Here is an 18,125-nt window from a genome sequence, read left to right on the forward strand (position 1 = left end):
GGCAGCCGGCCGTCGACTTCTCCGCGGACCCGATGACCCAAAGTGTCCGGCGTGTCGACCGAGAGTTGTTCACACTGGTCACTAGCATCACCCGGTGCCCTCACAACAACACGAAGCGTTGATAGAGCTGTTCCGGCATCGACCGGCCCTCGCCGCCGAACTGCTCGCCGGCCCGCTCGGAATCACCGTCCCGGCCTACCAGAACGTCCGCCTCGACTCCGGCGACCTGCCGGACCTCATTCCCACCGAATACCGCGCCGACAGTGTCATCACCCTCACCCGCGGCGACACGTCCGTGCTGTCCGTGGTGATCGAGATCCAACTCCGCCCCGATCAGCGCAAACGACGTAGTTGGCCGGTCTACCTCAGCACCCTGCACGCCCGCTCCCACTGCCCGGCCATGCTGCTGGTGGTCTGCCCGGACGAACGCACCGCCGGCTGGTGCGCCACCCCCATCGACGTCGGCCACCCCGGCTGGACCCTGGTCCCGCTCGTGATCGGCCCGCAGCGGATCCCCACCGTCACCGATCCCGCCGAGGCCGCCGACAGCCCCGAACTGGCCGTGCTCTCGGCCCTGGCCCACGGCACCCATCCAGACCGCGACAAGATCTTCCAAGCCCTGCTCAACGGCCTCGGAACGATGGATCAACACCAGGCCAACCTGTACACTGACGCCGTGCTCGCCGCCCTCCCACAGGCGGCCCGGCACCACCTGGAGGCCCTGATGACCAGTGCGACCTACGAATACCAGAGCGACTTCGCCCGCCGCTACTTCTACGAGGGCAAGGCCGAGGGCGAGGCCCGGGCGCTGCTCACGGTGCTCGCGGCACGGGGCATCACGGTGTCCGACGCGGACCGGCAAAGGATCACCGAATGCACCGACGCCGACCAGCTGGAAACCTGGGTCCGGCGTGCCGTCACCGCCGGCTCGGTCGACGACATCTTCGCCTGACAGCCTGCTCGACGGCGACATCTCATCGGAAGGCCCCCGGGTGCCACCCGGGGGCCTTCCGCGTTCAATTCTCTCTGATGATGGTTTCTGCTATTCGGATGATTTCCTGCGGCAGTACGGGAATGAAGATGTCGTCCATCTCGTACAGGAAACGCAGAGAGTTGACGGCAGGGGTACAGGAGACCACTCCACAGAGTCGGCACGTTGCCGACCCTACGGGAAGATGATTGGCCAGGATCAGCCTTGCCTTCAGAATGAGACCTACGTCTTCTTCCTCGTACATCTCTTCGTTGTCGTCAGGAATCATTGCTTCCCTCCCGAGCCTGAAGGTCTATCATCCTTTGCGTTGCCCATTGGAGTTGTTCGCAGCCTTCAGGCTGGCAAGACAGGCACGTTTTTCCCTCGTCGTGTAGACGGATTGTCAGAGTGGCGGCTATCGCCTGAGCCTGCCTCGACGTGTCCTCATGGCTACCCGACACCTAGAACTTCCCTCCGTTGGGTCGCTCTGGCTCCCGCGGCGCGCCCCGCGTCATCCTGGCGCCGTTCCTCGGTGGCGTCGGTGGCTTCTGGTTGTCGCCGGCTACCGGAGCTTCCTCCCTCCGCTCAACTTGATCAACGGTGCCGTCGCCACGTAGGAACCACTTTCCTCTTAAGCCCATGCCTGCGTCTCCCGTCCCGTAGGTACTAGGCGTGTGTTAAGAGTGTACGCCTAGCAGGCGTGCGTACACTAGGCGTCTATCATCTTGATACACGCTTCCTGACGCCTGCCTAGCCTCCTGGTCATGGGCAAGCGCTACCGCCTGATGGGCTCACAGGAGATCAGGGACCGCTTGGGCGGCATCTCGCGTCAGCGCGTTTACCAGATCACAAACCACCGCTCATTCCCCGAACCTGTTGCAGAGCTGGCAATGGGCAAGGTCTGGGATGCGGATGACGTAGAAGCTTGGATTGCAAAGCATCGGCCAGACACGGATGAAGAGATCTAGATTTCGGCTCTAAGTACGTCTGATGGTCCACTCCCGTTAGATCACCGCATCGGCAACCCCGGGACACTTTTCGGGGGTTGCCCTTGTCCGGAGCTTCGCCGGCGGACAAGCAAAGGTAGTCGGCGTGTCGACGGTGAGTCGCGCGCACCGATTACTAACATCACCCGACACTGACGTCGTGCTCGCCGCCTCCCACAGGCGGCACGGCACCACCTGGAGGGCCCCGATGAAAATCGCGAACTACAAATACCAGAGCGACTTCGCCCGCCGTTACTTCCAGCAGGGCTTCACCGAAGGCAAAGCCGAGGGAGAGGCCAAGGGCCAGGCCATGGCGCTGCTGACGGTGCTCGCGGCACGTGACCGCACGGTGTCCGACGCGGCACGCCAGCGAATCACCGAATGCACCGACCCCGACCAGTTCGAAACGTGGATCCGGCGCGCCGCCACCGCCATCTCGGTCGCCGAGATCCTCGCCTGACGGCCCGGCACCACGTCCCGGGCGCCTGACCGGCGTCCAGGTGCCAACCGATCGCCATAAGCTGGACGGATTGGTCGGCATCCGTGCCGACCTCGTGCGGGGAGAGGTGCGATGACGAAGAGTGCCCGCCGGGCGGACCCGGCCGGGGCGCGCCCGGAGGACGCCTGGCTGGTCGAGGTCGCCCGCACCGCCGGCGTCGACGCCGGTGGCGTGCCGGTGGAGCTGCTCGGCGACTATCTGCGGCTGCTGACGGACGCCGCGGTGACCGGCCGCCGGCCGCGTCGCGGTGAACTCGACGCGGTGGGGGCCCTCGGCCGGCACGCCGCCGAGCAGGGCGTGTCGGCGGGGCGGGTCGTCCGCCTCTACCTGTCCGCTGCGCGGCGGTTCTGGCGGGAGTTGCCGCACCTGGACCGGTCCACCGACAGCGAGACGGTACGGGCGGCGGCGGACGCCGTACTCCACGTCGTCGACACCGCCGTGGCCACGCTGGCCGAGGGGTACGTGGTGGCCCGTCGCGAGCTGGTCCGCCGGGAGGAGACGTTACGCCGGGAACTCGTCGACGACCTGCTGCGCGGTGACTCGGACCTCGGTGGCCTGGTGGAACGGGCCGAGCCGTTCGGGCTGGATCTCGCCCGGGTGCATCAGGTGGCGTTGGCCGCACCGAGCCGGCGGCTCCCGGACACCGACGCGGCGATCAGTGCCCTGGAACGGGTCATCTTCGACCGGCTGGGTGACCGGGACGTCCTGGTGGCCACGAAGGAGGGGCTGCTCGTCGTGATCGCGCCGGCGGACGCGCTGCCGGTCGACCGGAGCACCGGTGACGGCGGATCGGTACGAAACCTGGGCCGGATGATGCACGCCGAGTTGGACCGGCTGGCGCGGGGTCGCCCGTGGCAGGTGGCGGTGGGCCGCCCGCACCCGGGCCTGTACGGCATCGCCCGCTCGTACGAGGAGGCCCGCGAGGCCCTGGCCACGGCCCGGCGGCTGCACACGGACAGCCCGGTCATCGACACCCACGACCTGCTCATCTACCGCGTCCTGCTGCGGGACCAGCCGGCCATGGTCGACCTCGTCCGGGCGGTGCTGACACCACTGAGCCGGGCCCGGGGTGGCGCCGGGCCGCTGCTGGGCACCCTGAGCGAGTATTTCGCCAGCGGCGAGGTCGCCACCGAGGCGGCCCGCCGCCTGCACGTGTCGGTCCGCACCGTCACCTATCGGCTGGACCGGATCCGGACGCTGAGCGGCTACGACCCCACCGATCCACGGGACCGGTTCACCCTGCACGCCGCCGTGCTCGGTGCCCGGGCCCTGGACTGGCCGCGCCAGCCGCTGCCGACGTAGCGGATCAGGACGCCGCGCGTCGCCGGTCGGGCTGCCGCGTCGCGGGTCAGGACGCCACGCCGCGTCGCGTCACGGGTCAGGACGCGCCGCGTCGCGTCACGGGTCAGGACGGCGCGTCGCGGGTCAGTTCGGGGAAGCCGAGCAGCGTGGCCAACGCGGTCCTCTCGGCCCGGGTGAGCGCGAGGGTCACCATGAGGTCGGGGTCGTCCGGGTCGTCGTAGACCACGTCCCGACGGTCGCCGACGTCGTATTCGACGATGCCGATCCGGCGGCGCTGTGCGGTGGTGAAGGTGTACCGCGCTCCGATGCCGGGCAATGCCGTGCGTTCGATCTCCATGGGGTACTCCTGCGGGGCCGGCTGCCGGCAGCCGGCCCGGAGCGGGTCGGCGTCAGAGCAGAGCGGTGGACGGTCGGGCGGATGACGGAACGCCCGGCGGAGCCCGGTCGGCCGACCAGGCGGGAACACAGCTCGCGACAGCGCGGTTCAGCCGGAACACGATGCACATGCCCGAGGGGCGGCCGGCCCGGACCGCCGCGACGACGACCGTCAGCACGGCCAGCATGGGCAGCGCGAACGACCGTTCGATGCCGAGGAGGGATGGTCGACCGCGCATGCGGCCAACCATAGCCGCCCGCGGAACGCCACCCGCCGCCGGCGACGCGAGGGGTTTCGGGAGCCGCCGATCCCCTGATCCGGATCGCTACCGTCGGTGCCGGCGGCCCGACGACGGGCGGTCGTGTTCTCCGGCGGTCGGCAACCGGGCGGCCCGTTGTTGGCCGGTGCCGTGCAATGTCACCTCCGCGTTTCCGGCCGACGCTGGAGGTCCGACCCGGAACCCGAGGAGCGAGGAGGCGGTGATGACGACCCCGCTGCCGGTGGCGCTGCCGCCCCCCTGTCCGTCGGTCGTCCGCCGCCACCGCTGCCGCCGGCAGGTGCCGGCGCGCCTGCGTCCGGTCACACCGCCGGGCGCCGCGATCTGAGGGCGCTCCCGCCCCGGTCCCCTACCCGCGCCGCTCCCCTTCCCGCACGCGCCGTCCCGCCGACGGCCGCGAAGTCGTAGCCCACCCCCGGAAAGGAGGTTGGTATGCCCGGCGACGTCACCTCCCGCCAAGCCTCCACGCGTATCACGGAGCTGGTGGTCGGTCATTCGCACACCACCCGCCCGCCGGTGGCCGTCCGCCCGGAGCCGATGGCCGTGGACCTCGGCAGCGCGCGACTGCGGATCTGGTTGGGGCCCGGTGGGGTCCTGAACGTTCCGGTCGGTCAGGGCCTGCGACGGCCGGTCGTGCAACGTGGCCGGATCGTCGACGGGGCGGCCTGCGTCAGCGAACTGCGGCGGTTGGTGCGGGAGCATCACAGCCCGGTGTCCGTGGGGGCGCTCGTCGTGGCCTGCCGGCCGGTGCTCGCCACGCCGGCCGAGCTGGACACCACCCGCCGCGTGCTCAGCGCCGTGCTCGCACCGTCCCGACTGATCTTCGTGGACACGGTCCGCGCGGGCGCCGTCGGCGCCGGTGCCGTCGCCGGGACGTTGCTGCTCGCCGACGTGGGTGCCCAACTCACCGAGGTGGCCGTCCTGCGGGACGGTCGGGTGGTCGCCGCCCGGCGCGCCGAGGTGGGCACCCGCGACCTGAACCACGCGGTGACCGAGGACATGCTCGCGGAGACCGCCATCCGGCTGATCCGCGAGCTGCGCCAGGAACCGGCGGCACGGCCGCTGGTCGGCGCGGCCCTGACCCGTGGCGTGCTCGTCGTCGGCGACGGCGCCACTCGACCCGACCTGATCGCCCGGCTGGTCGCCGTCCTGGGCGTGCCGGTCCATCGCGCCGCCCTGCCGCGTACCGCGGCGCTGACCGGTGCCGGAATGGCCGCCGTGGCGGCGGTCCGACACCCGGCCGGCACCTGAAGTCCGATCTCGTCCGTAAGGAGTCCCGACCATGACGCACACCGTGAACGACCGCACCGCAACCCTCCGCGAGCTGCTGGAACGTCAGCTCAGCGAGCACACCGAGCAGCTCACCGAACTGACCGGTTACACCCGGCAGCCCGGCCACGGCGGCCACGACCCGGACACCCTGCGCCGGCTGGTCGCCGCCGCCCGGCAGGGCATCTCCGACACCAGCCAGGCGCTGGAGCGGATGGCCGAGGGCGGCTACGGCGTCTGCGCGGCCTGTGGTCGCGACATTCCGACGGCCCGCCTGGAGGTCCTGCCGTCCGCCCGTTACTGCGTACCGTGCCAGCAGCGTCGCTGACGTCAGGCGCCGAAGACACGTTCCATGGCCGCCCGGGAGCGGCGGGCGGTGCGCAGGTAGTGGTCCAGGAACTCACCCGGGTCGTCGGCGCCGAGCAGCCGGACCACGCCGGCCAGCTCGACGCCGTGCCGGGGCAACTGGTCGCCGCCGCGCCCGCGGACCAGCATCAGCGCGTCCCGTACCCGGGCGGCCAGGGTCCACCCGGCGGCCATCGCCGCCGCGTCGGCCGGGTCGACCAGCTCGGCCGCCCGGGCCGCGGCCAGCGCGTCCAGGGTACGGGTGCCGCGCAGCGCCGGCACCGCACCGGCGTGCCGCAACTGGAGCAGTTGCACCGCCCACTCCACGTCGGCCAGCCCGCCCCGGCCCAGCTTGGTGTCGGTGTTCGGGTCGGCACCCCGGGGCAGCCGCTCGGTCTCCACCCGGGCCTTGATCCGCCGGATCTCGGTCACCTGTGCCCGGCTCAGCCCACCGGCCGGGTAGCGCACCGGATCGGCGACGGTGACGAACTCGGCGGCCAGGTCGGCGTCCCCGCAGACGTACCGGGCGCGCAGCAGCGCCTGCGCCTCCCACACCTTGGCCCACCGGCTGTAGTACGACTGGTACGCGGCGAGGCTGCGGACCAGGGGACCCTGCCGGCCCTCGGGGCGCAGGTCCGCGTCGACGGCCAGCGGCGGGTCGGGCGCCGGCACGGCGAGCAGGCGGCGCATCTCCTCGGCGACGGCCCGGGCCGCGGCGCTGGCCGCGTCGTCGGCCACCCCGGGCGGCGGGTCGTAGACGAACAGCACGTCCGCGTCGGAGAGATAGTTCAGCTCGCACCCGCCGAGCCGGCCCATGCCGATCACGGCGAACCGCAGGCCGGGCATCGCGGGCCCGGCCGCCCGGGCCACCTTCAGCGCGGCGGACAGCGTCGCGTCGGCGACGTCGGTGAGGGCCCGACCGACGGTGTCGAGGTCCAGCGGGCGGTCCGGCGCCAGCGAGCCGCCCCGGGACAGCACGTCCGCGCAGGCCAGCCGGAGCAGTTCCCGGCGGCGCAGCGCCCGGACCGCGCGGATCGCCTCGACCGGGTCGGGTGACTCGGCCTCGCCGCCGGCCAGGTGCCGGGCGGCCGCGGCGGCGAACCCGTCGCAGAGCACCTCCCGGCCACGCGGGACCAGTTCGCCGTCCTCGGCCAGCAGCCGCAACGCCTCCGGTTCCCGACCGAGCAGGTCGGCGGCGTACCGGGACAGGGCCAGCGTGCGGGCCAACCGGCGGGCCACCGGCCCGGAGTCGCGCAGCACCCGCAGGTACCACGGCGTGCTACCCAGCTTGTCGGAGACCGAACGGTAGTTGAGCAGCCCGCGGTCGGGTTCCGGCGCGTCGGCGAACTCCTGCAGCAGCACCGGCAGCAGGGTGCGCTGGATCGCCGCGGTCCGGGTCACCCCGCCGGTGAGCGCCTGGATGTGCCGCAGCGCCCCGGTCGGGTCGGCGAAGCCGAGGATCTCCAGCCGTCGGCCGGCCGCCTCCGGGGTGAGCCGCAGTCCTTCGGCGGGCACCCGGGCCACCGCCTCCAGCAGCGGGCGGTAGAGCAGCTTGGCGTGCAGCCGGCGTACCTCGGTGGCGTGGCTGACCCAGTCGGCGCGGAACGCCTCGACCGCGTCCCGGCCCGGCAGCGCGGTGTAGCCGAGCGCGTGGGCCAGCCAGCGCAGCGCCGGCCGCTCGGCCGGCACGGTGTGGGTCCGCCGCAACCCCTGCAACTGCAGCCGGTGCTCGACCGCGCGCAGGAACCGGTAGCCGCGCAGCAGCGCCTCCCCGTCGGCGCGGCCCACGTACCCCCCGCCGACCAGGGCCCGCAGCGCCGGGATGGTCCCCGGTACGCGCAGCGACTCGTCGCCGCGACCGTGCACGAGTTGCAGCAGTTGCACGGCGAACTCGATGTCCCGCAGCCCGCCGGGCCCCCGCTTGATCTCGCGTTCCAGTTCCCGGGGCGGGATGTTGTCGATGATCCGGCGGCGCATCGCCCGGACGTCCTCGACCGCCTCGGGCCGTTCGGCCGCGTGCCAGACCAGCGGCGAGAGCTGGTCGATCCACTCGGCGGCCAGGTCCAGGTCTCCGGCCGCCGGGCGGGCCTTGAGCAACGCCTGGAACTCCCAGGTACGGGCCCAGCGCCGGTAGTAGGCGAGATGGCTGGCCAGGGTCCGCACCAGCGGCCCCCGGCTGCCCTCGGGCCGCAGCGCGGCGTCCACCGGCCAGGCCACCAGCCCGCAGACGTGGATCAGCCGGGTGGCCACGGTGGTGGCCGCGGTCAGGTCCTCGTCGGTGTCGGCGACGAAGATGACATCCACGTCGGAGACGTAGTTGAGTTCGCCGCCACCGCACTTGCCCATCGCCACCACGGCCAGCCGGGGCGGCGACGTACCGGCCGGCAGTTCCGCCACGGCCAGGTCGTACGCGGCGGCCAGGGTCGCGTCGGCCAGCCGGGACAGCGCCGCCATCGTCTGTTCCAGCGTGCTCGCGCCGGTCAGGTCGGCCGCCGCGACGCGCAACAACGCCAGCCGGTACGCCCGGCGCAGCGCGGGGATCGGCGCGTTCCCGCCCGTCCCGGTGCCGGTCCGCCCGTCCGTCTCCGGGTCGAGGTCGCCGTCCGCCCGGGGTGCGCCGCCGCCGGGAACGGTGGACAGCGCCCGCCACTGGTCCGGATTGGCCACCAGATGGTCGCCCAGCGCCGACGACGCCCCGAGGACGGCGATCAGCCGGCGCCGCAGCCCCGGATCGGCGTGCAGCGCGGCGATCAACGCCGACCCGGCGCCGGCCGTGGCCGGCTCTTCGGCGGCCGTCGTCGGCGTCGCACCGGCACCCGTGGTCGCCGGCTGCCCGCCCGTGCCGGCCGACGCCGCCGGGTTCCGGCCGTTGTCCACGCCGGCCAGACGGCGTTCGGCCTCGACGATGCGGTGCAGTTGGCGCAGGGCCAGGTCCGGGTCGGCGGCCCGGGACAGCGCGGTCAGCAGATCGGCGGCCGGCTCGTCGACCGGTTCCTGGGTCTGCAGCCGCCACAGTCCGAGCCCGTCCGGGCCGAGCAGGTCGGCGGCACCGGCCGAGCCGTCGGGACGGCCGGTGCGCTCGCCGTCGGAGAGGCCGAACCCGTACCGGGCGAGTCGGGCCTGGGCGCTGGTCGGTCTGCTCATCGTCGCTACTGGCCGAGCAGCGGCAGGGTCCGCCGCGGGTCACCGGCGTCGAGTTCGCCGCGGGCCAGGGCGGCGAACCGGGCGGCGAACGGCTGCCACGCCTCCTCCACGTCGGCCAGCACCCGGGCGCACGCCGCGACCACCAACTCCGGGTCGTAGTCCAGCTCGGCCAGGGTGGCCGAGTCGGTCGACCAGCCGGCGACCATCTCGGCGTCGCACTCGATGTGGAACTGCAGCCCCCAGGCCCGGTCGCCCAACCGGAACGCCTGGTTCGGGTAGCGGGTGCCGGCGGCCAGCAGCACGGCGCCGTGCGGCAGGTCGGTGATCTCGTCGGAGTGCCAGTGCAGCACGTCCGGGATCAGCGGCACGTAACGGAACAGCGGATCCTGTTCGGCGGCGTCCCGCCGGCCGACGACCCCGGGTCCGACCTCCGGGCCGGCCGCGCCGCGGACCACCGTGCCGCCGTGCGCGTGGGCCAGCAACTGTGCGCCGAGGCAGACCGCCAGGGTGGGCACCCGGTGCCGGACCGCCTTGCGCAGCAACCCCTCCAGGCCGGCGAACCAGGGCGCGCCGGGTTCGCCGTCGGGCCGCGGATACACCGTCTGGGCGCCACCGAGCACCACCAGCGCGTCGTACCCGGCGAGGTCGTCGGGCAGGGCGTCGCCCGCGTACGGCCGGAGCACCCGCAGGTCGAGGCCGGCCTCGGTCAGCCACTCCCCCAACCGGCGCGGGTCGTTCGTCGGATCGTTCTCGATCACCAGTGCGGTCGCCACGGTGTCGAGGCTATCCGGTCGGCGTTCCGGCCCCCGATAGGCTCGGGCGCTGTGACCGACGATCATGCCGTACGACCGGCCGCGTTGCGCCCCGGCGACGCGGTGATGCTGGTGTCGCCGTCCGGGCCGATCGGGCCCGAGCGGGTGGCCCGCGGCATCGAGCTGCTCACCGAGTGGGGCCTACGTCCCGTGCCCGCACCCAACGCGTACGCCCGGCGGGGTTACCTGGCCGGCGACGACGCGCTGCGGGTGGCCGACTTCGACGCGGCGTTCGCCGATCCGGAGATCCGCGGGATCCTCTGCACCCGGGGCGGCTACGGCGCCCAACGGATGGTCGACGCGATCGACATGGCCGCGGTACGCCGGGACCCGAAGGTGGTGGCCGGCTTCTCCGACATCACCGCGCTGCAGTTCGCCCTCTGGCGGGGCGCCCGGCTGGCCACCGTGCACGGCCCGGGCGCGGCCTGGCTGGACGAGCGCACCCCGGCGGCGTCCGCCGAGTCGCTGCGGGCGGCGCTGATGAGTCCGGAACCGGTGACGGTGCACCGGGTACCCACCGAGGACACCGCGTCGGTGGTGCTGCCCGGGGTGGCCGAGGGGCCGCTGCTGGGCGGGAACCTGTGCCTGGTCACCGCGTCGATCGGCACCCCGGACATGCCGGACCTGACCGGGGCGATCCTGTTGCTGGAGGAGGTCGCGGAGCCGCCGTACAAGGTCGACCGCATGATCATGCAACTGCGTCGGGCGGGTCTGTTGGACCGGATCGCGGGTGTGGCGCTGGGCCAGTTCACCCGGTGCGCGGACGGCTGGCCGGTGACCGTGGTGGACGTGCTGTCCGAGCTGCTCGGCGGGCTGGGCGTACCGGTGCTGGGCGGGCTGCCGATCGGGCACGGGGTGGGCCAGCTCACCGTCCCGGTGGGCGTACCGGCCCGGCTCGACGCGAACGCCGGCACGCTGACCGTCCAGCCGGCGGTCCGCTGAGGCTGGCGTGAGCCACATCACCGCAAAGCACTCAAAAGCCGCATTACCGGCCGAGAGGCGGACGAAATCGCTGCCATTCTCAGGCAGGTGACAGGTTCCGCACGGCCGTTTTCCAGCCTGGTCGTGCAGGTTTCCCCCGGTCACGGACAGCAGGACCGACAACCCCAGGAGGATCGATGGTCAGGCCGATCAACCGCAAGACCATGCTCGCCGGGCTCGCAGCGGCCGGCGTCCTGAGCGCCGGCATCGCCGCACCGACCCTGGCGTTCGGCGCCGACGCGACACCCGCCCCGTCGACGTCACCGTCCGGCTCGGCATCGGCGTCCGGCTCGGCGGCGACCGCCGGTGACCAGCGGGAGACCGCCTTCGCGGCGGCGCTGGCCAAGGAGCTGGGCGTGCCGCAGGAGAAGGTCACCGCCGCCCTGCGGAAGCTGCGCGAGCAGCGCCAGGCGGACCACAAGGCACAGCAGGACAAGACCGCGGCCGACCGGGAGGCCGCGCTCAAGCAGCGGCTGGACCGGGCCGTCAAGGACGGCAAGCTCACCCAGCAGCAGGCGGACGCGATCACCAAGGCGGTCAAGGCCGGCGTCCTGCCGGGCGCAGGGTGGTTGGGCCGCGGCCCGGCCGGCGGCCCCGGCTGGGCCGGCAAGCCCGGCGGCCCCGGCCAGGGCAGCGGTCCCGGCACGGCCGGCGGCTGGCACGGTCACCGCGCCGGAGGCGGGACGGACCAGCACCGCGCCGGAGGCGGGACGGACCAGCACCGCGCCGGAGGCGGGACGGACCAGGACCGGGACGGCACGGGCCGGGCCGACAAGGACAAGGCCGGCGGGCACCGGCAGGACGGGTTCGCTGCGGCACTGGCCAAGGAACTGGGCGTGCCGACCGAGAAGGTCACCACCGCCCTGCACAAGGTGCGCGCCGAGCACAAGAAGGCCGGGCACGAGAAGGACGGCAAGGACGCCGGTAAGCCCAAGCCGGCCGACCGGGCCGACCGCCAGGCGCAGCTCAAGCAGCGGCTGGACCAGGCCGTCAAGGACGGCAAGCTCACCCAGGCCGACGAGGACGCCATCCTGAAGGCGTTCGCCGACCACGCCCTCGGCGGCCCCGGCAAGCCGGGTCGCTGACCCGGACCGGGCACCGGCGGTGACGGCCCGCAGCCTGCCGCCGGTGCCCGCAACCCCCCACCGACCCTCGCCACCCAACGCCCTCCACCCCATCCCGACCCGACAATGTCGGGGACTTTGCTGCATCCCGCCGCGTCGTTACAGCAATGTCGGGGAAACTGCTGCTTCCTCCCGGCAGGGCGGCGCGGGGCACGGGCAGCGCGGGGTCGGTCAGAAGTAGTCGAGGAGTTCGGCGCGGGGGCCGGCGGCGAGCAGGTCCAGCGCGGTCGGGTCGGCGCCGGCACCGGCCTCGGCCAGACCGGCCGCGAGCACCGCGGCGGCATCGGCCGCCCCGGTGTAAAGCAGGGCGAATCCGCGTACGGACAGCCGCAGCGGTACCTCGTCCGGCAACCGGCGCAGGGTCGCCGCCCCGTCGGCGAGGGTCAACCGCCAGGAGCCGCTGTTCCACGGTGCGATCGGGTCGTCCAGCCCGAAGTCGAGGCTTCCCGAGGCGTACCGTGGCCAGCCGCGACCCTCGACGGCCCGGACCACGTCGACGGGCCGGTGCATCCAGGTCTGTTGCCGGTGTTCGCGGGTGGCCTCGACCGGTAGCTGCGCGACGACCGCGTCGAAGGCCGGCGGGCGCAGTCGCAGGGTGGGCGCGACGCTGCGCCAGCTGGCCAGCACGCCGATCAGTTCCCGCGCCGCGCCGGCGTCGGCGGCCTGGATGTCGTCGACGGTGAGCACCGCCCGGTGGTCGTAGCCCTCGCCACGTTCCCAGAGCGTGTAGCCGACCAGCCGGCCGTCCCGCTCGACCACGGTCAGCCCGTCGATGCCCTCCGGCAGGCCGTTGTCGGCGAGCCGGTCGAACCGGCCGCCGACCCGGGTGAGCAGCCCGCACCGGTGCCGCGCCAGTTCCGCGTACAGGTCGCGCACCGCCGGCAGGTCGGCCTTGTCGCCGGGCCGCACCCGGTAGCCCTCCGCCGGCCGGTGCCGGGCCAGCGCCGCGGTGGGCAGGTCGACGGTACGCAGCGAGCCGCCCACTTCCCACCCGCAGGACCGGTACGGCGCCGCCACGGTCGGGAACAGCGCGCTGACCGCGGCACCCCGTTCGCGGGCGCCGGCCAGCAGCGCGGTGAGCAGGGCCCGGGCCACGCCCCGACCGCGCGCCTCGGGCAGCACGGCCACGCCGCCGACGTCGGCCGCCACCAGCCGGCGGCCCGCCCACCACTGCTCGTCGTGCACGTCGATCGCCCGGCCGAGCAGTCGCCCGTCGGCGTCGAAGGCCCCGTACCGGGTGATCACGCCCGGATGCGGGACGAGTGCGTCCTCGGGCGCGCTGGTCGCGGCCGAGCCGAAGGCCAGCCGGCCCAGGTCCCACGCCGCCGGTAGGTCGTCGACGGTCAGTTCCCGCACCTGGATCCCGGTGTCGCCCATCGGGCGACCCTAGGGCGCGCACCGGCCGACGGTCGAGTGGATTTCGCCGGCGGCCACCTGGCCCGGCGCGACTTCCGGAAAAACCTCTGCTTGGCGAACGGGATGTTCTTCTGACAACCTGTACATCGATGGTCATAAAAGTTCATACGTATGACCGAGTTGTCACCACCCCGAGGCAGGGTGCTCACCAGAAGGAGCCAAGCAGGTGAAACATAGGTACCTCCTATCGTCCATGGCGGCGGCGGTGGTTCTCCTCGTGGCCGTCGCCGGCACCGCGCTGAGCGGCGGCGCACCCGGGGCGGAGTTGGCCGCGGCGAACGGCACCCTCGCGGCGACCGCCGGTTGCGGCAAGGCCCCCACGCTCTCCAACGGCACGCGCACGATCTCCAGCGGCGGACAGAACCGCAGCTACATCCTGCGCATCCCGGACGGGTACGACCGGAACCACCCGTACCGGTTGGTCGTCGCCTTCCACTGGTTGAACGGCTCGGCCAACAACGTCGCCTCGGCCGGCTACTACGGACTCCAGCCGCTGTCGAACAACAGCACGATCTTCGTCGCGCCCCAGGGCATCGACGCCGGTTGGGCCAACACCAACAATCGGGACCTGACCCTCTTCGACGACATCCTCCGGCAGGTGGAGAACGACCTCTGCGTCGAGACGACCCAGCGGTTCGCGCTGGGCTGGAGCTACGGCGGCGCCATGAGCTACGCGGTGGCCTGCGCCCGGCCCACCATCGTGCGCGCGGTCACCGTCCTGTCCGGCGCGAACCTCAGCGGATGCAACCCCGGCACCCAACCGGTCGCCTACTTCGGGATCCACGGCACCCACGACAGCGTGCTGAACATCTCCAACGGCCGGTCGCTGCGCGACACCTTCGTCCGGAACAACGGCTGCACGGCGCAGAGCCCGCGCGAGCCGGGCCAGAACAGCCTCACCCACATCACCACCGCCTACTCCGGCTGCCGGGCCGGTTACCCCGTGCAGTGGGCGGCGTTCGACGGCGACCACACCCCCAGCCCGGTGGACGGTTCCGGCAGCCCGAACGACTCCCGGACCTGGACGTCGGGTGAGATCTGGCGGTTCTTCTCGCAGTTCGACTCGACCACTCCGCCGACCACCGCACCGCCGACCACCACGCCGCCCACGACGGCGCCGCCGACCACCGCACCGCCCACGACGGCACCACCGACCACTCCGCCGCCCGGGCCGGGTGGCTGCGCCGCCACCTACCGCGCCGTCAACAGCTGGCCCGGTGGCTTCCAGGCCGAGGTCACCGTGACCAACACGTCCACCGGCACGATCAACGGCTGGACGGTACGGATGACCCTGGGCAACGGTCAGGCCATCAGCAGCGTCTGGAACGGGACCAACACCGGCACCACCGGCACCGTCAGCGTGAAGAACGCCGCCTACAACGGCACGCTGGCCGCCAACGGCACGACCACCTTCGGGTTCACCGCCACCGGTGACGGCTCCACCCCGCCGAGCAACGTCACCTGCACCAGCCCCTGAGTCCGATGAGGACGGGCCCCGGGACCAGCCACCTGGTCCCGGGGCCCCGCCGCCTCACGGAACGAACGTCACCTCCGGGAAGGCCCGGCTCGGACCGTCCAGCAGGTGCCCGCCCCGGTGCCGCAGGTGCAGATCGAAGAAGGCCAACGGGTACGCCTGCCCGATGCGTACCGCCCGGGCGGGGTCGAGGATGCCGATCCAGCCGCGCAACTCCTCGTCGCTCATCCCGATGACCCGGGCCAGTTGCGGCACCAGCCACTGGTTGTCCCCGTACGACGAGTGGACCGCGCCGGCGGCCTGGATGGTGCGCCGCCAGCCGCGCAGGTGCGACCAGAACTCGGCGACGGGCTCCGCATCCCGGGTGAACTCCGCGGTCATCAGCATGAACGGCCGGTCCAGGTCGGTGTCGGGCCGCGGCCCGGACTCCATCGGACCGTCGATGCTCAGCCCGGCCCGGATCCGCCGGTCGGTGCCCATGGTCAGGGCGGTCGCGGTGCCGCCCTTGGACCAGCCGAACATGCCGATCCGTTCCAGGTCCAGGGCGGCGCCCAGCCCGGCCGGCAACGGCCGGTGGTCGACGTCGGGATTGCGCCCGGCGGCGAGATCGGTGACCCGGTCGAGGACGAACCGGACGTCCCGGCTGTAGGTCCACGGGGTGGACCCGTAGTCGAACTCCCGGACGGTGACCCGCCCGTCGGGAAACTCGCCGTACCCGTCGTACGTGTGGTCCACCGTGACCACCACGTACCCGTGGCTGGCGAGTTCCTGCACCACGATGGTGGTGTCCGAACGGTGACTCCCCGCGCCGTGCGAGTACACCACCACCGGCAACCGCCGGCCGGTACGGCGTACCGGAGCGCCCTCGTGCCCGGCCGTCAGCGGCGCCGTCACGGCATCCGGGTCGAACCCGGCGGAGTCCAGCAGGGCGCGCATCGACGCGCCGGTCATCCACGGGGCGAGCGGGTAGCGCCGGACGTCCCGGGCGGGATACCAGACGCTGACCATCAGCTCGCGGTAGCGTCCCGGTCCGGCCAGCGGGTCCGGCTGGGACCGGTCGACCAGGTGCAGCGGCACCGTGCCCACCGGATACGGCCCGGTCGGCGCGGGCAGGCTGAGCCGGACCGGCCCCGCCTCGGCCGGTGCCGCCGACGCCCGGCCGGCAACCCCGAGCGGTACGCCGACCCCCACCGCCAGGGCCGCTCCGACCAGGCCCCGGCGGGTCATTCCTCGCCCGCCGACAGGTATCGCGGTCGTCATGGGTCCTCCCCCTTGTTCACCTGACACCGGGACCGGACGGGCCCGGACATTGACGTGTCAGAGTACTCTCTCAGTATATACACTGAGCGCATATCGGCAACGAGGTTCGACCGGCCCGGCACACCGGGCGGGTGCGGGTGTCGCCTACCGCCCGCTCGTCGTCTCGACGCGGGCGATGAGCCGCTTCAGTCGGGCTATCTCCTCGGCGAGCGCGGCACGCCCGGCCTCGGTCAGCACGATCCAGGTACGACCGCGCCGGCCGGCGTACCCCTTCTCCATCTCGATCAGACCCGCCTTCTCCAGGACGGCCAGGTGCTGGGAGAGATTGCCGGCGGTGAGTTCCAACTGGTCGCGCAGGAAGCCGAACTCAACCCGACGCGCCTCGTGGGCGATGGTGAGGACGCCGAGACGGACCCGCTGGTGCACCACGTCGTCGAGCCCGTTGACCGGGTGCGGGGATTCGGTCCGATCCGCCGCCGGCGGGTCGACGGGACCGGTCACCGGGGTCGTCGCAGCCGCTGCGCCAGCCCGAAGCCCGCACTACCCGCCAGCAGCACGCCGCCCGCGATGGCCAGCATCGGCACGAACTGCGACTCGCCGCCCCAGTGATCTCCCCAGCCGAAGTTGATCGGCACCAGCACCACCGCCAGGTATCCGAGGGTGAACAGCAGCAGCGCGACGTGCCGTTCCAGCCAGGCCAGCACGAGCAGGGCCACGCCGAACCCGCCGGCCGGATCGAGCAACCGGAACAGGACCAGGGCGGCGGCCGACGGATGGATCGTCTCCTGCGGGTCGGGGAGGATCCAGGCTCCGGCGCCGGCGTCGAGGACGACGAACAATCCGACCGACACCATGAGCCCGGTGACCACGTACGGCAGGACCCGGGCGTCCACTCCCCGGGCCCGGGCGACCCGCAGGTACCCACGGGCGATCAGGACGTATCCAAGGATCACCGCCACCAGCCAGTAGATCTTCGCGGCCACGAAGGACACCTCGCACAGCTGACCGCCGTCGGCCATCGGGTGACAGTTGCTGACGACCGGGTCGCCGAACAGGTACACCGGGATCGCCCCGACCGTCACCACGGCCAGCACCAGCAACGGCAACCAGGTCACCCGCTGGGCGAGACGCACCCGCTGCGCCAACTCGCGCACATCGGCCAGCAACCGGCGTGGGTCAGCGCCGGCGGGAACAGCACCTGAAGTCATGCCAATAGGTTTCCATTACAAACTGATTGCCGCAAGGGCCTGCCCAAGATCAGTCAGCGAGCCGCCACGTACGCCCCGACCGCGATCGGCGTCCGGCAGAGCCGGGTGATCGCGAGCGATGTCTGGCGCCGGACCAGGGGCGTTACCGGTCGCCGTAGTGGTACCGACAGGCGACGATCTCGACGTCATCCTTGCTGATCCGATACACCAGCCGGTGTTCGCGATCGATCCGGCGGGACCAGAAGCCGGACAACTCTCCCCGGAGCGGCTCCGGCTTGCCGATACCCTCGTACCCGTTGCGCATCACGTCCGCGATGAGGTCGTTGATGCGCTTGACCAACTTCCGGTCCGTGTGGCTGAGGTACTGGCTCCCCGCCGTCGCGGTGAAGACCAGCCTCACGCGACGTCCCGCACGGCCGCCGGGTCGATCAGATCCCGCTCGGTCGCGTCGCCCTGCTCCAGCTCCGCGATCGATCGACGAAGAGCCGCGGCGTTGCTCGGGCTGCGCAGGAGGTACCCGGTCTCCTTCATCGACTCGTACTCGGCGAGCGGCAAGATCACCACTGGCTCGTGACCCGACCGGGTCACCACCACTTCCTCCGCGTCGTTGACGACACTGTCGAGTTCGGCGGCCAGGTTCTGCCGTAGTTGGGTGAAGTTCACGGTTCGCACAGCGCCACCT

At 72.5% G+C, this 18,125-nt stretch carries 19 protein-coding genes and 1 pseudogene; 9 read left to right on the forward strand and 11 right to left on the reverse strand.

What is annotated here, in order from left to right:
- Positions 1 to 94: 94 nt before the first annotated feature.
- The gene (locus ACFOX0_RS06420) at positions 95 to 952 is read left to right on the forward strand and encodes a hypothetical protein (protein WP_377542701.1); all 858 of its coding nucleotides are present in this window, start codon (positions 95 to 97) and stop codon (positions 950 to 952) included.
- Positions 953 to 1,016: 64 nt separating this feature from the next.
- On the opposite strand, the gene ACFOX0_RS06425 is transcribed toward ACFOX0_RS06420, so the two are convergent.
- Complete coding sequence (locus ACFOX0_RS06425) at positions 1,017 to 1,259, reverse strand: hypothetical protein (RefSeq protein ID WP_377542703.1); 243 nt, start codon at positions 1,257 to 1,259, stop codon at positions 1,017 to 1,019.
- 475 nt (positions 1,260 to 1,734) lie between these two features.
- On the opposite strand from ACFOX0_RS06425, the gene ACFOX0_RS06430 reads away from it, so the two are divergent.
- The 3 genes from ACFOX0_RS06430 (at position 1,735) to ACFOX0_RS06440 (ending at position 3,757) form a co-directional block, all read left to right on the forward strand.
- Positions 1,735 to 1,938 (forward strand): helix-turn-helix transcriptional regulator, encoded by a 204-nt coding sequence (locus ACFOX0_RS06430; RefSeq protein WP_377542705.1) that lies wholly within the window; start codon positions 1,735 to 1,737, stop codon positions 1,936 to 1,938.
- Between the two features lie 226 nt (positions 1,939 to 2,164).
- Positions 2,165 to 2,416: a hypothetical protein gene (locus tag ACFOX0_RS06435; RefSeq protein WP_377542707.1), complete on the forward strand. Its 252-nt coding sequence runs from the start codon at positions 2,165 to 2,167 to the stop codon at positions 2,414 to 2,416.
- A 111-nt stretch (positions 2,417 to 2,527) separates the two neighbouring features.
- Complete coding sequence (locus tag ACFOX0_RS06440; RefSeq protein WP_377542709.1) at positions 2,528 to 3,757, forward strand: PucR family transcriptional regulator; 1,230 nt, start codon at positions 2,528 to 2,530, stop codon at positions 3,755 to 3,757.
- Positions 3,758 to 3,860: 103 nt separating this feature from the next.
- Here ACFOX0_RS06440 and ACFOX0_RS06445 read toward each other — a convergent pair whose 3' ends face one another.
- Together ACFOX0_RS06445 and ACFOX0_RS06450 are read right to left on the reverse strand one after the other, a co-directional pair.
- On the reverse strand, positions 3,861 to 4,094 hold the full coding sequence (locus tag ACFOX0_RS06445; protein ID WP_377542710.1) for a potassium transporter TrkA: 234 nt from the start codon (positions 4,092 to 4,094) through the stop codon (positions 3,861 to 3,863).
- A 52-nt stretch (positions 4,095 to 4,146) separates the two neighbouring features.
- Entirely contained in the window at positions 4,147 to 4,371 is a 225-nt protein-coding gene (locus tag ACFOX0_RS06450) for a hypothetical protein (protein WP_377542712.1), read from the reverse strand.
- Positions 4,372 to 4,842: 471 nt separating this feature from the next.
- Between ACFOX0_RS06450 and ACFOX0_RS06455 the strand changes: the two genes are divergently transcribed.
- Both ACFOX0_RS06455 and ACFOX0_RS06460 read left to right on the forward strand, forming a co-directional pair.
- On the forward strand, positions 4,843 to 5,661 hold the full coding sequence (locus tag ACFOX0_RS06455; protein ID WP_377542713.1) for a cell shape-determining protein MreB: 819 nt from the start codon (positions 4,843 to 4,845) through the stop codon (positions 5,659 to 5,661).
- A 31-nt stretch (positions 5,662 to 5,692) separates the two neighbouring features.
- Entirely contained in the window at positions 5,693 to 6,007 is a 315-nt protein-coding gene (locus ACFOX0_RS06460; RefSeq protein WP_377542715.1) for a TraR/DksA family transcriptional regulator, read from the forward strand.
- A 2-nt stretch (positions 6,008 to 6,009) separates the two neighbouring features.
- Here ACFOX0_RS06460 and ACFOX0_RS06465 read toward each other — a convergent pair whose 3' ends face one another.
- Positions 6,010 to 9,168 (reverse strand): bifunctional [glutamine synthetase] adenylyltransferase/[glutamine synthetase]-adenylyl-L-tyrosine phosphorylase, encoded by a 3,159-nt coding sequence (locus tag ACFOX0_RS06465; protein WP_377542717.1) that lies wholly within the window; start codon positions 9,166 to 9,168, stop codon positions 6,010 to 6,012.
- 5 nt (positions 9,169 to 9,173) lie between these two features.
- Complete coding sequence (locus ACFOX0_RS06470) at positions 9,174 to 10,007, reverse strand: type 1 glutamine amidotransferase (protein WP_377542718.1); 834 nt, start codon at positions 10,005 to 10,007, stop codon at positions 9,174 to 9,176.
- 39 nt (positions 10,008 to 10,046) lie between these two features.
- Here ACFOX0_RS06470 and ACFOX0_RS06475 point away from each other — a divergent pair, with 39 nt between their 5' ends.
- Both ACFOX0_RS06475 and ACFOX0_RS06480 read left to right on the forward strand, forming a co-directional pair.
- Positions 10,047 to 10,922: a S66 peptidase family protein gene (locus tag ACFOX0_RS06475; protein WP_377543097.1), complete on the forward strand. Its 876-nt coding sequence runs from the start codon at positions 10,047 to 10,049 to the stop codon at positions 10,920 to 10,922.
- A gap of 176 nt (positions 10,923 to 11,098) precedes the next feature.
- Positions 11,099 to 11,560, forward strand: a pseudogene (locus ACFOX0_RS06480) (hypothetical protein); the annotation flags it as partial.
- 696 nt (positions 11,561 to 12,256) lie between these two features.
- Here the strand turns inward: ACFOX0_RS06480 and ACFOX0_RS06485 are convergent.
- Entirely contained in the window at positions 12,257 to 13,447 is a 1,191-nt protein-coding gene (locus ACFOX0_RS06485) for a GNAT family N-acetyltransferase (RefSeq protein ID WP_377543099.1), read from the reverse strand.
- Positions 13,448 to 13,694: 247 nt separating this feature from the next.
- Between ACFOX0_RS06485 and ACFOX0_RS06490 the strand changes: the two genes are divergently transcribed.
- The gene (locus ACFOX0_RS06490; protein ID WP_377542721.1) at positions 13,695 to 14,978 is read left to right on the forward strand and encodes a cellulose binding domain-containing protein; all 1,284 of its coding nucleotides are present in this window, start codon (positions 13,695 to 13,697) and stop codon (positions 14,976 to 14,978) included.
- Between the two features lie 54 nt (positions 14,979 to 15,032).
- On the opposite strand, the gene ACFOX0_RS06495 is transcribed toward ACFOX0_RS06490, so the two are convergent.
- From ACFOX0_RS06495 to ACFOX0_RS06515, 5 genes are all read right to left on the reverse strand, one after another.
- On the reverse strand, positions 15,033 to 16,235 hold the full coding sequence (locus ACFOX0_RS06495) for an alpha/beta hydrolase family protein (protein ID WP_377542723.1): 1,203 nt from the start codon (positions 16,233 to 16,235) through the stop codon (positions 15,033 to 15,035).
- Between the two features lie 144 nt (positions 16,236 to 16,379).
- Positions 16,380 to 16,736: a winged helix-turn-helix domain-containing protein gene (locus tag ACFOX0_RS06500; RefSeq protein ID WP_377542726.1), complete on the reverse strand. Its 357-nt coding sequence runs from the start codon at positions 16,734 to 16,736 to the stop codon at positions 16,380 to 16,382.
- Positions 16,733 to 17,443: a hypothetical protein gene (locus tag ACFOX0_RS06505; RefSeq protein WP_377542728.1), complete on the reverse strand. Its 711-nt coding sequence runs from the start codon at positions 17,441 to 17,443 to the stop codon at positions 16,733 to 16,735. The genes ACFOX0_RS06500 and ACFOX0_RS06505 overlap by 4 nt, the downstream gene beginning before the upstream one ends.
- Positions 17,444 to 17,585: 142 nt before the next feature.
- Positions 17,586 to 17,843: a Txe/YoeB family addiction module toxin gene (locus tag ACFOX0_RS06510; protein ID WP_377542729.1), complete on the reverse strand. Its 258-nt coding sequence runs from the start codon at positions 17,841 to 17,843 to the stop codon at positions 17,586 to 17,588.
- Entirely contained in the window at positions 17,840 to 18,115 is a 276-nt protein-coding gene (locus ACFOX0_RS06515; protein ID WP_377542731.1) for a type II toxin-antitoxin system Phd/YefM family antitoxin, read from the reverse strand. Before ACFOX0_RS06515 ends, ACFOX0_RS06510 begins: the two co-directional genes overlap by 4 nt.
- Positions 18,116 to 18,125: the final 10 nt, after the last annotated feature.

This window comes from Micromonospora zhanjiangensis (genome assembly GCF_042650605.1).
In the GTDB taxonomy this organism is placed as follows: domain Bacteria; phylum Actinomycetota; class Actinomycetes; order Mycobacteriales; family Micromonosporaceae; genus Micromonospora_J; species Micromonospora_J zhanjiangensis.

Bases quoted from the DNA above. Each gene is read 5' to 3' on its own strand.
- ACFOX0_RS06425 (WP_377542703.1), bottom strand. From the start codon at position 1,259: ATGATTCCTGACGACAACGAAGAGATGTACGAGGAAGAAGACGTAGGT.
- ACFOX0_RS06430 (WP_377542705.1), top strand. From the start codon at position 1,735: ATGGGCAAGCGCTACCGCCTGATGGGCTCACAGGAGATCAGGGACCGC.
- ACFOX0_RS06435 (WP_377542707.1), top strand. From the start codon at position 2,165: ATGAAAATCGCGAACTACAAATACCAGAGCGACTTCGCCCGCCGTTAC.
- ACFOX0_RS06440 (WP_377542709.1), top strand. From the start codon at position 2,528: ATGACGAAGAGTGCCCGCCGGGCGGACCCGGCCGGGGCGCGCCCGGAG.
- ACFOX0_RS06445 (WP_377542710.1), bottom strand. From the start codon at position 4,094: ATGGAGATCGAACGCACGGCATTGCCCGGCATCGGAGCGCGGTACACC.
- ACFOX0_RS06450 (WP_377542712.1), bottom strand. From the start codon at position 4,371: ATGCGCGGTCGACCATCCCTCCTCGGCATCGAACGGTCGTTCGCGCTG.
- ACFOX0_RS06455 (WP_377542713.1), top strand. From the start codon at position 4,843: ATGCCCGGCGACGTCACCTCCCGCCAAGCCTCCACGCGTATCACGGAG.
- ACFOX0_RS06460 (WP_377542715.1), top strand. From the start codon at position 5,693: ATGACGCACACCGTGAACGACCGCACCGCAACCCTCCGCGAGCTGCTG.
- ACFOX0_RS06465 (WP_377542717.1), bottom strand. From the start codon at position 9,168: ATGAGCAGACCGACCAGCGCCCAGGCCCGACTCGCCCGGTACGGGTTC.
- ACFOX0_RS06470 (WP_377542718.1), bottom strand. From the start codon at position 10,007: ATGATCGTCGGTCACAGCGCCCGAGCCTATCGGGGGCCGGAACGCCGA.
- ACFOX0_RS06475 (WP_377543097.1), top strand. From the start codon at position 10,047: ATGCTGGTGTCGCCGTCCGGGCCGATCGGGCCCGAGCGGGTGGCCCGC.
- ACFOX0_RS06490 (WP_377542721.1), top strand. From the start codon at position 13,695: ATGGCGGCGGCGGTGGTTCTCCTCGTGGCCGTCGCCGGCACCGCGCTG.
- ACFOX0_RS06495 (WP_377542723.1), bottom strand. From the start codon at position 16,235: ATGACGACCGCGATACCTGTCGGCGGGCGAGGAATGACCCGCCGGGGC.
- ACFOX0_RS06505 (WP_377542728.1), bottom strand. From the start codon at position 17,443: ATGACTTCAGGTGCTGTTCCCGCCGGCGCTGACCCACGCCGGTTGCTG.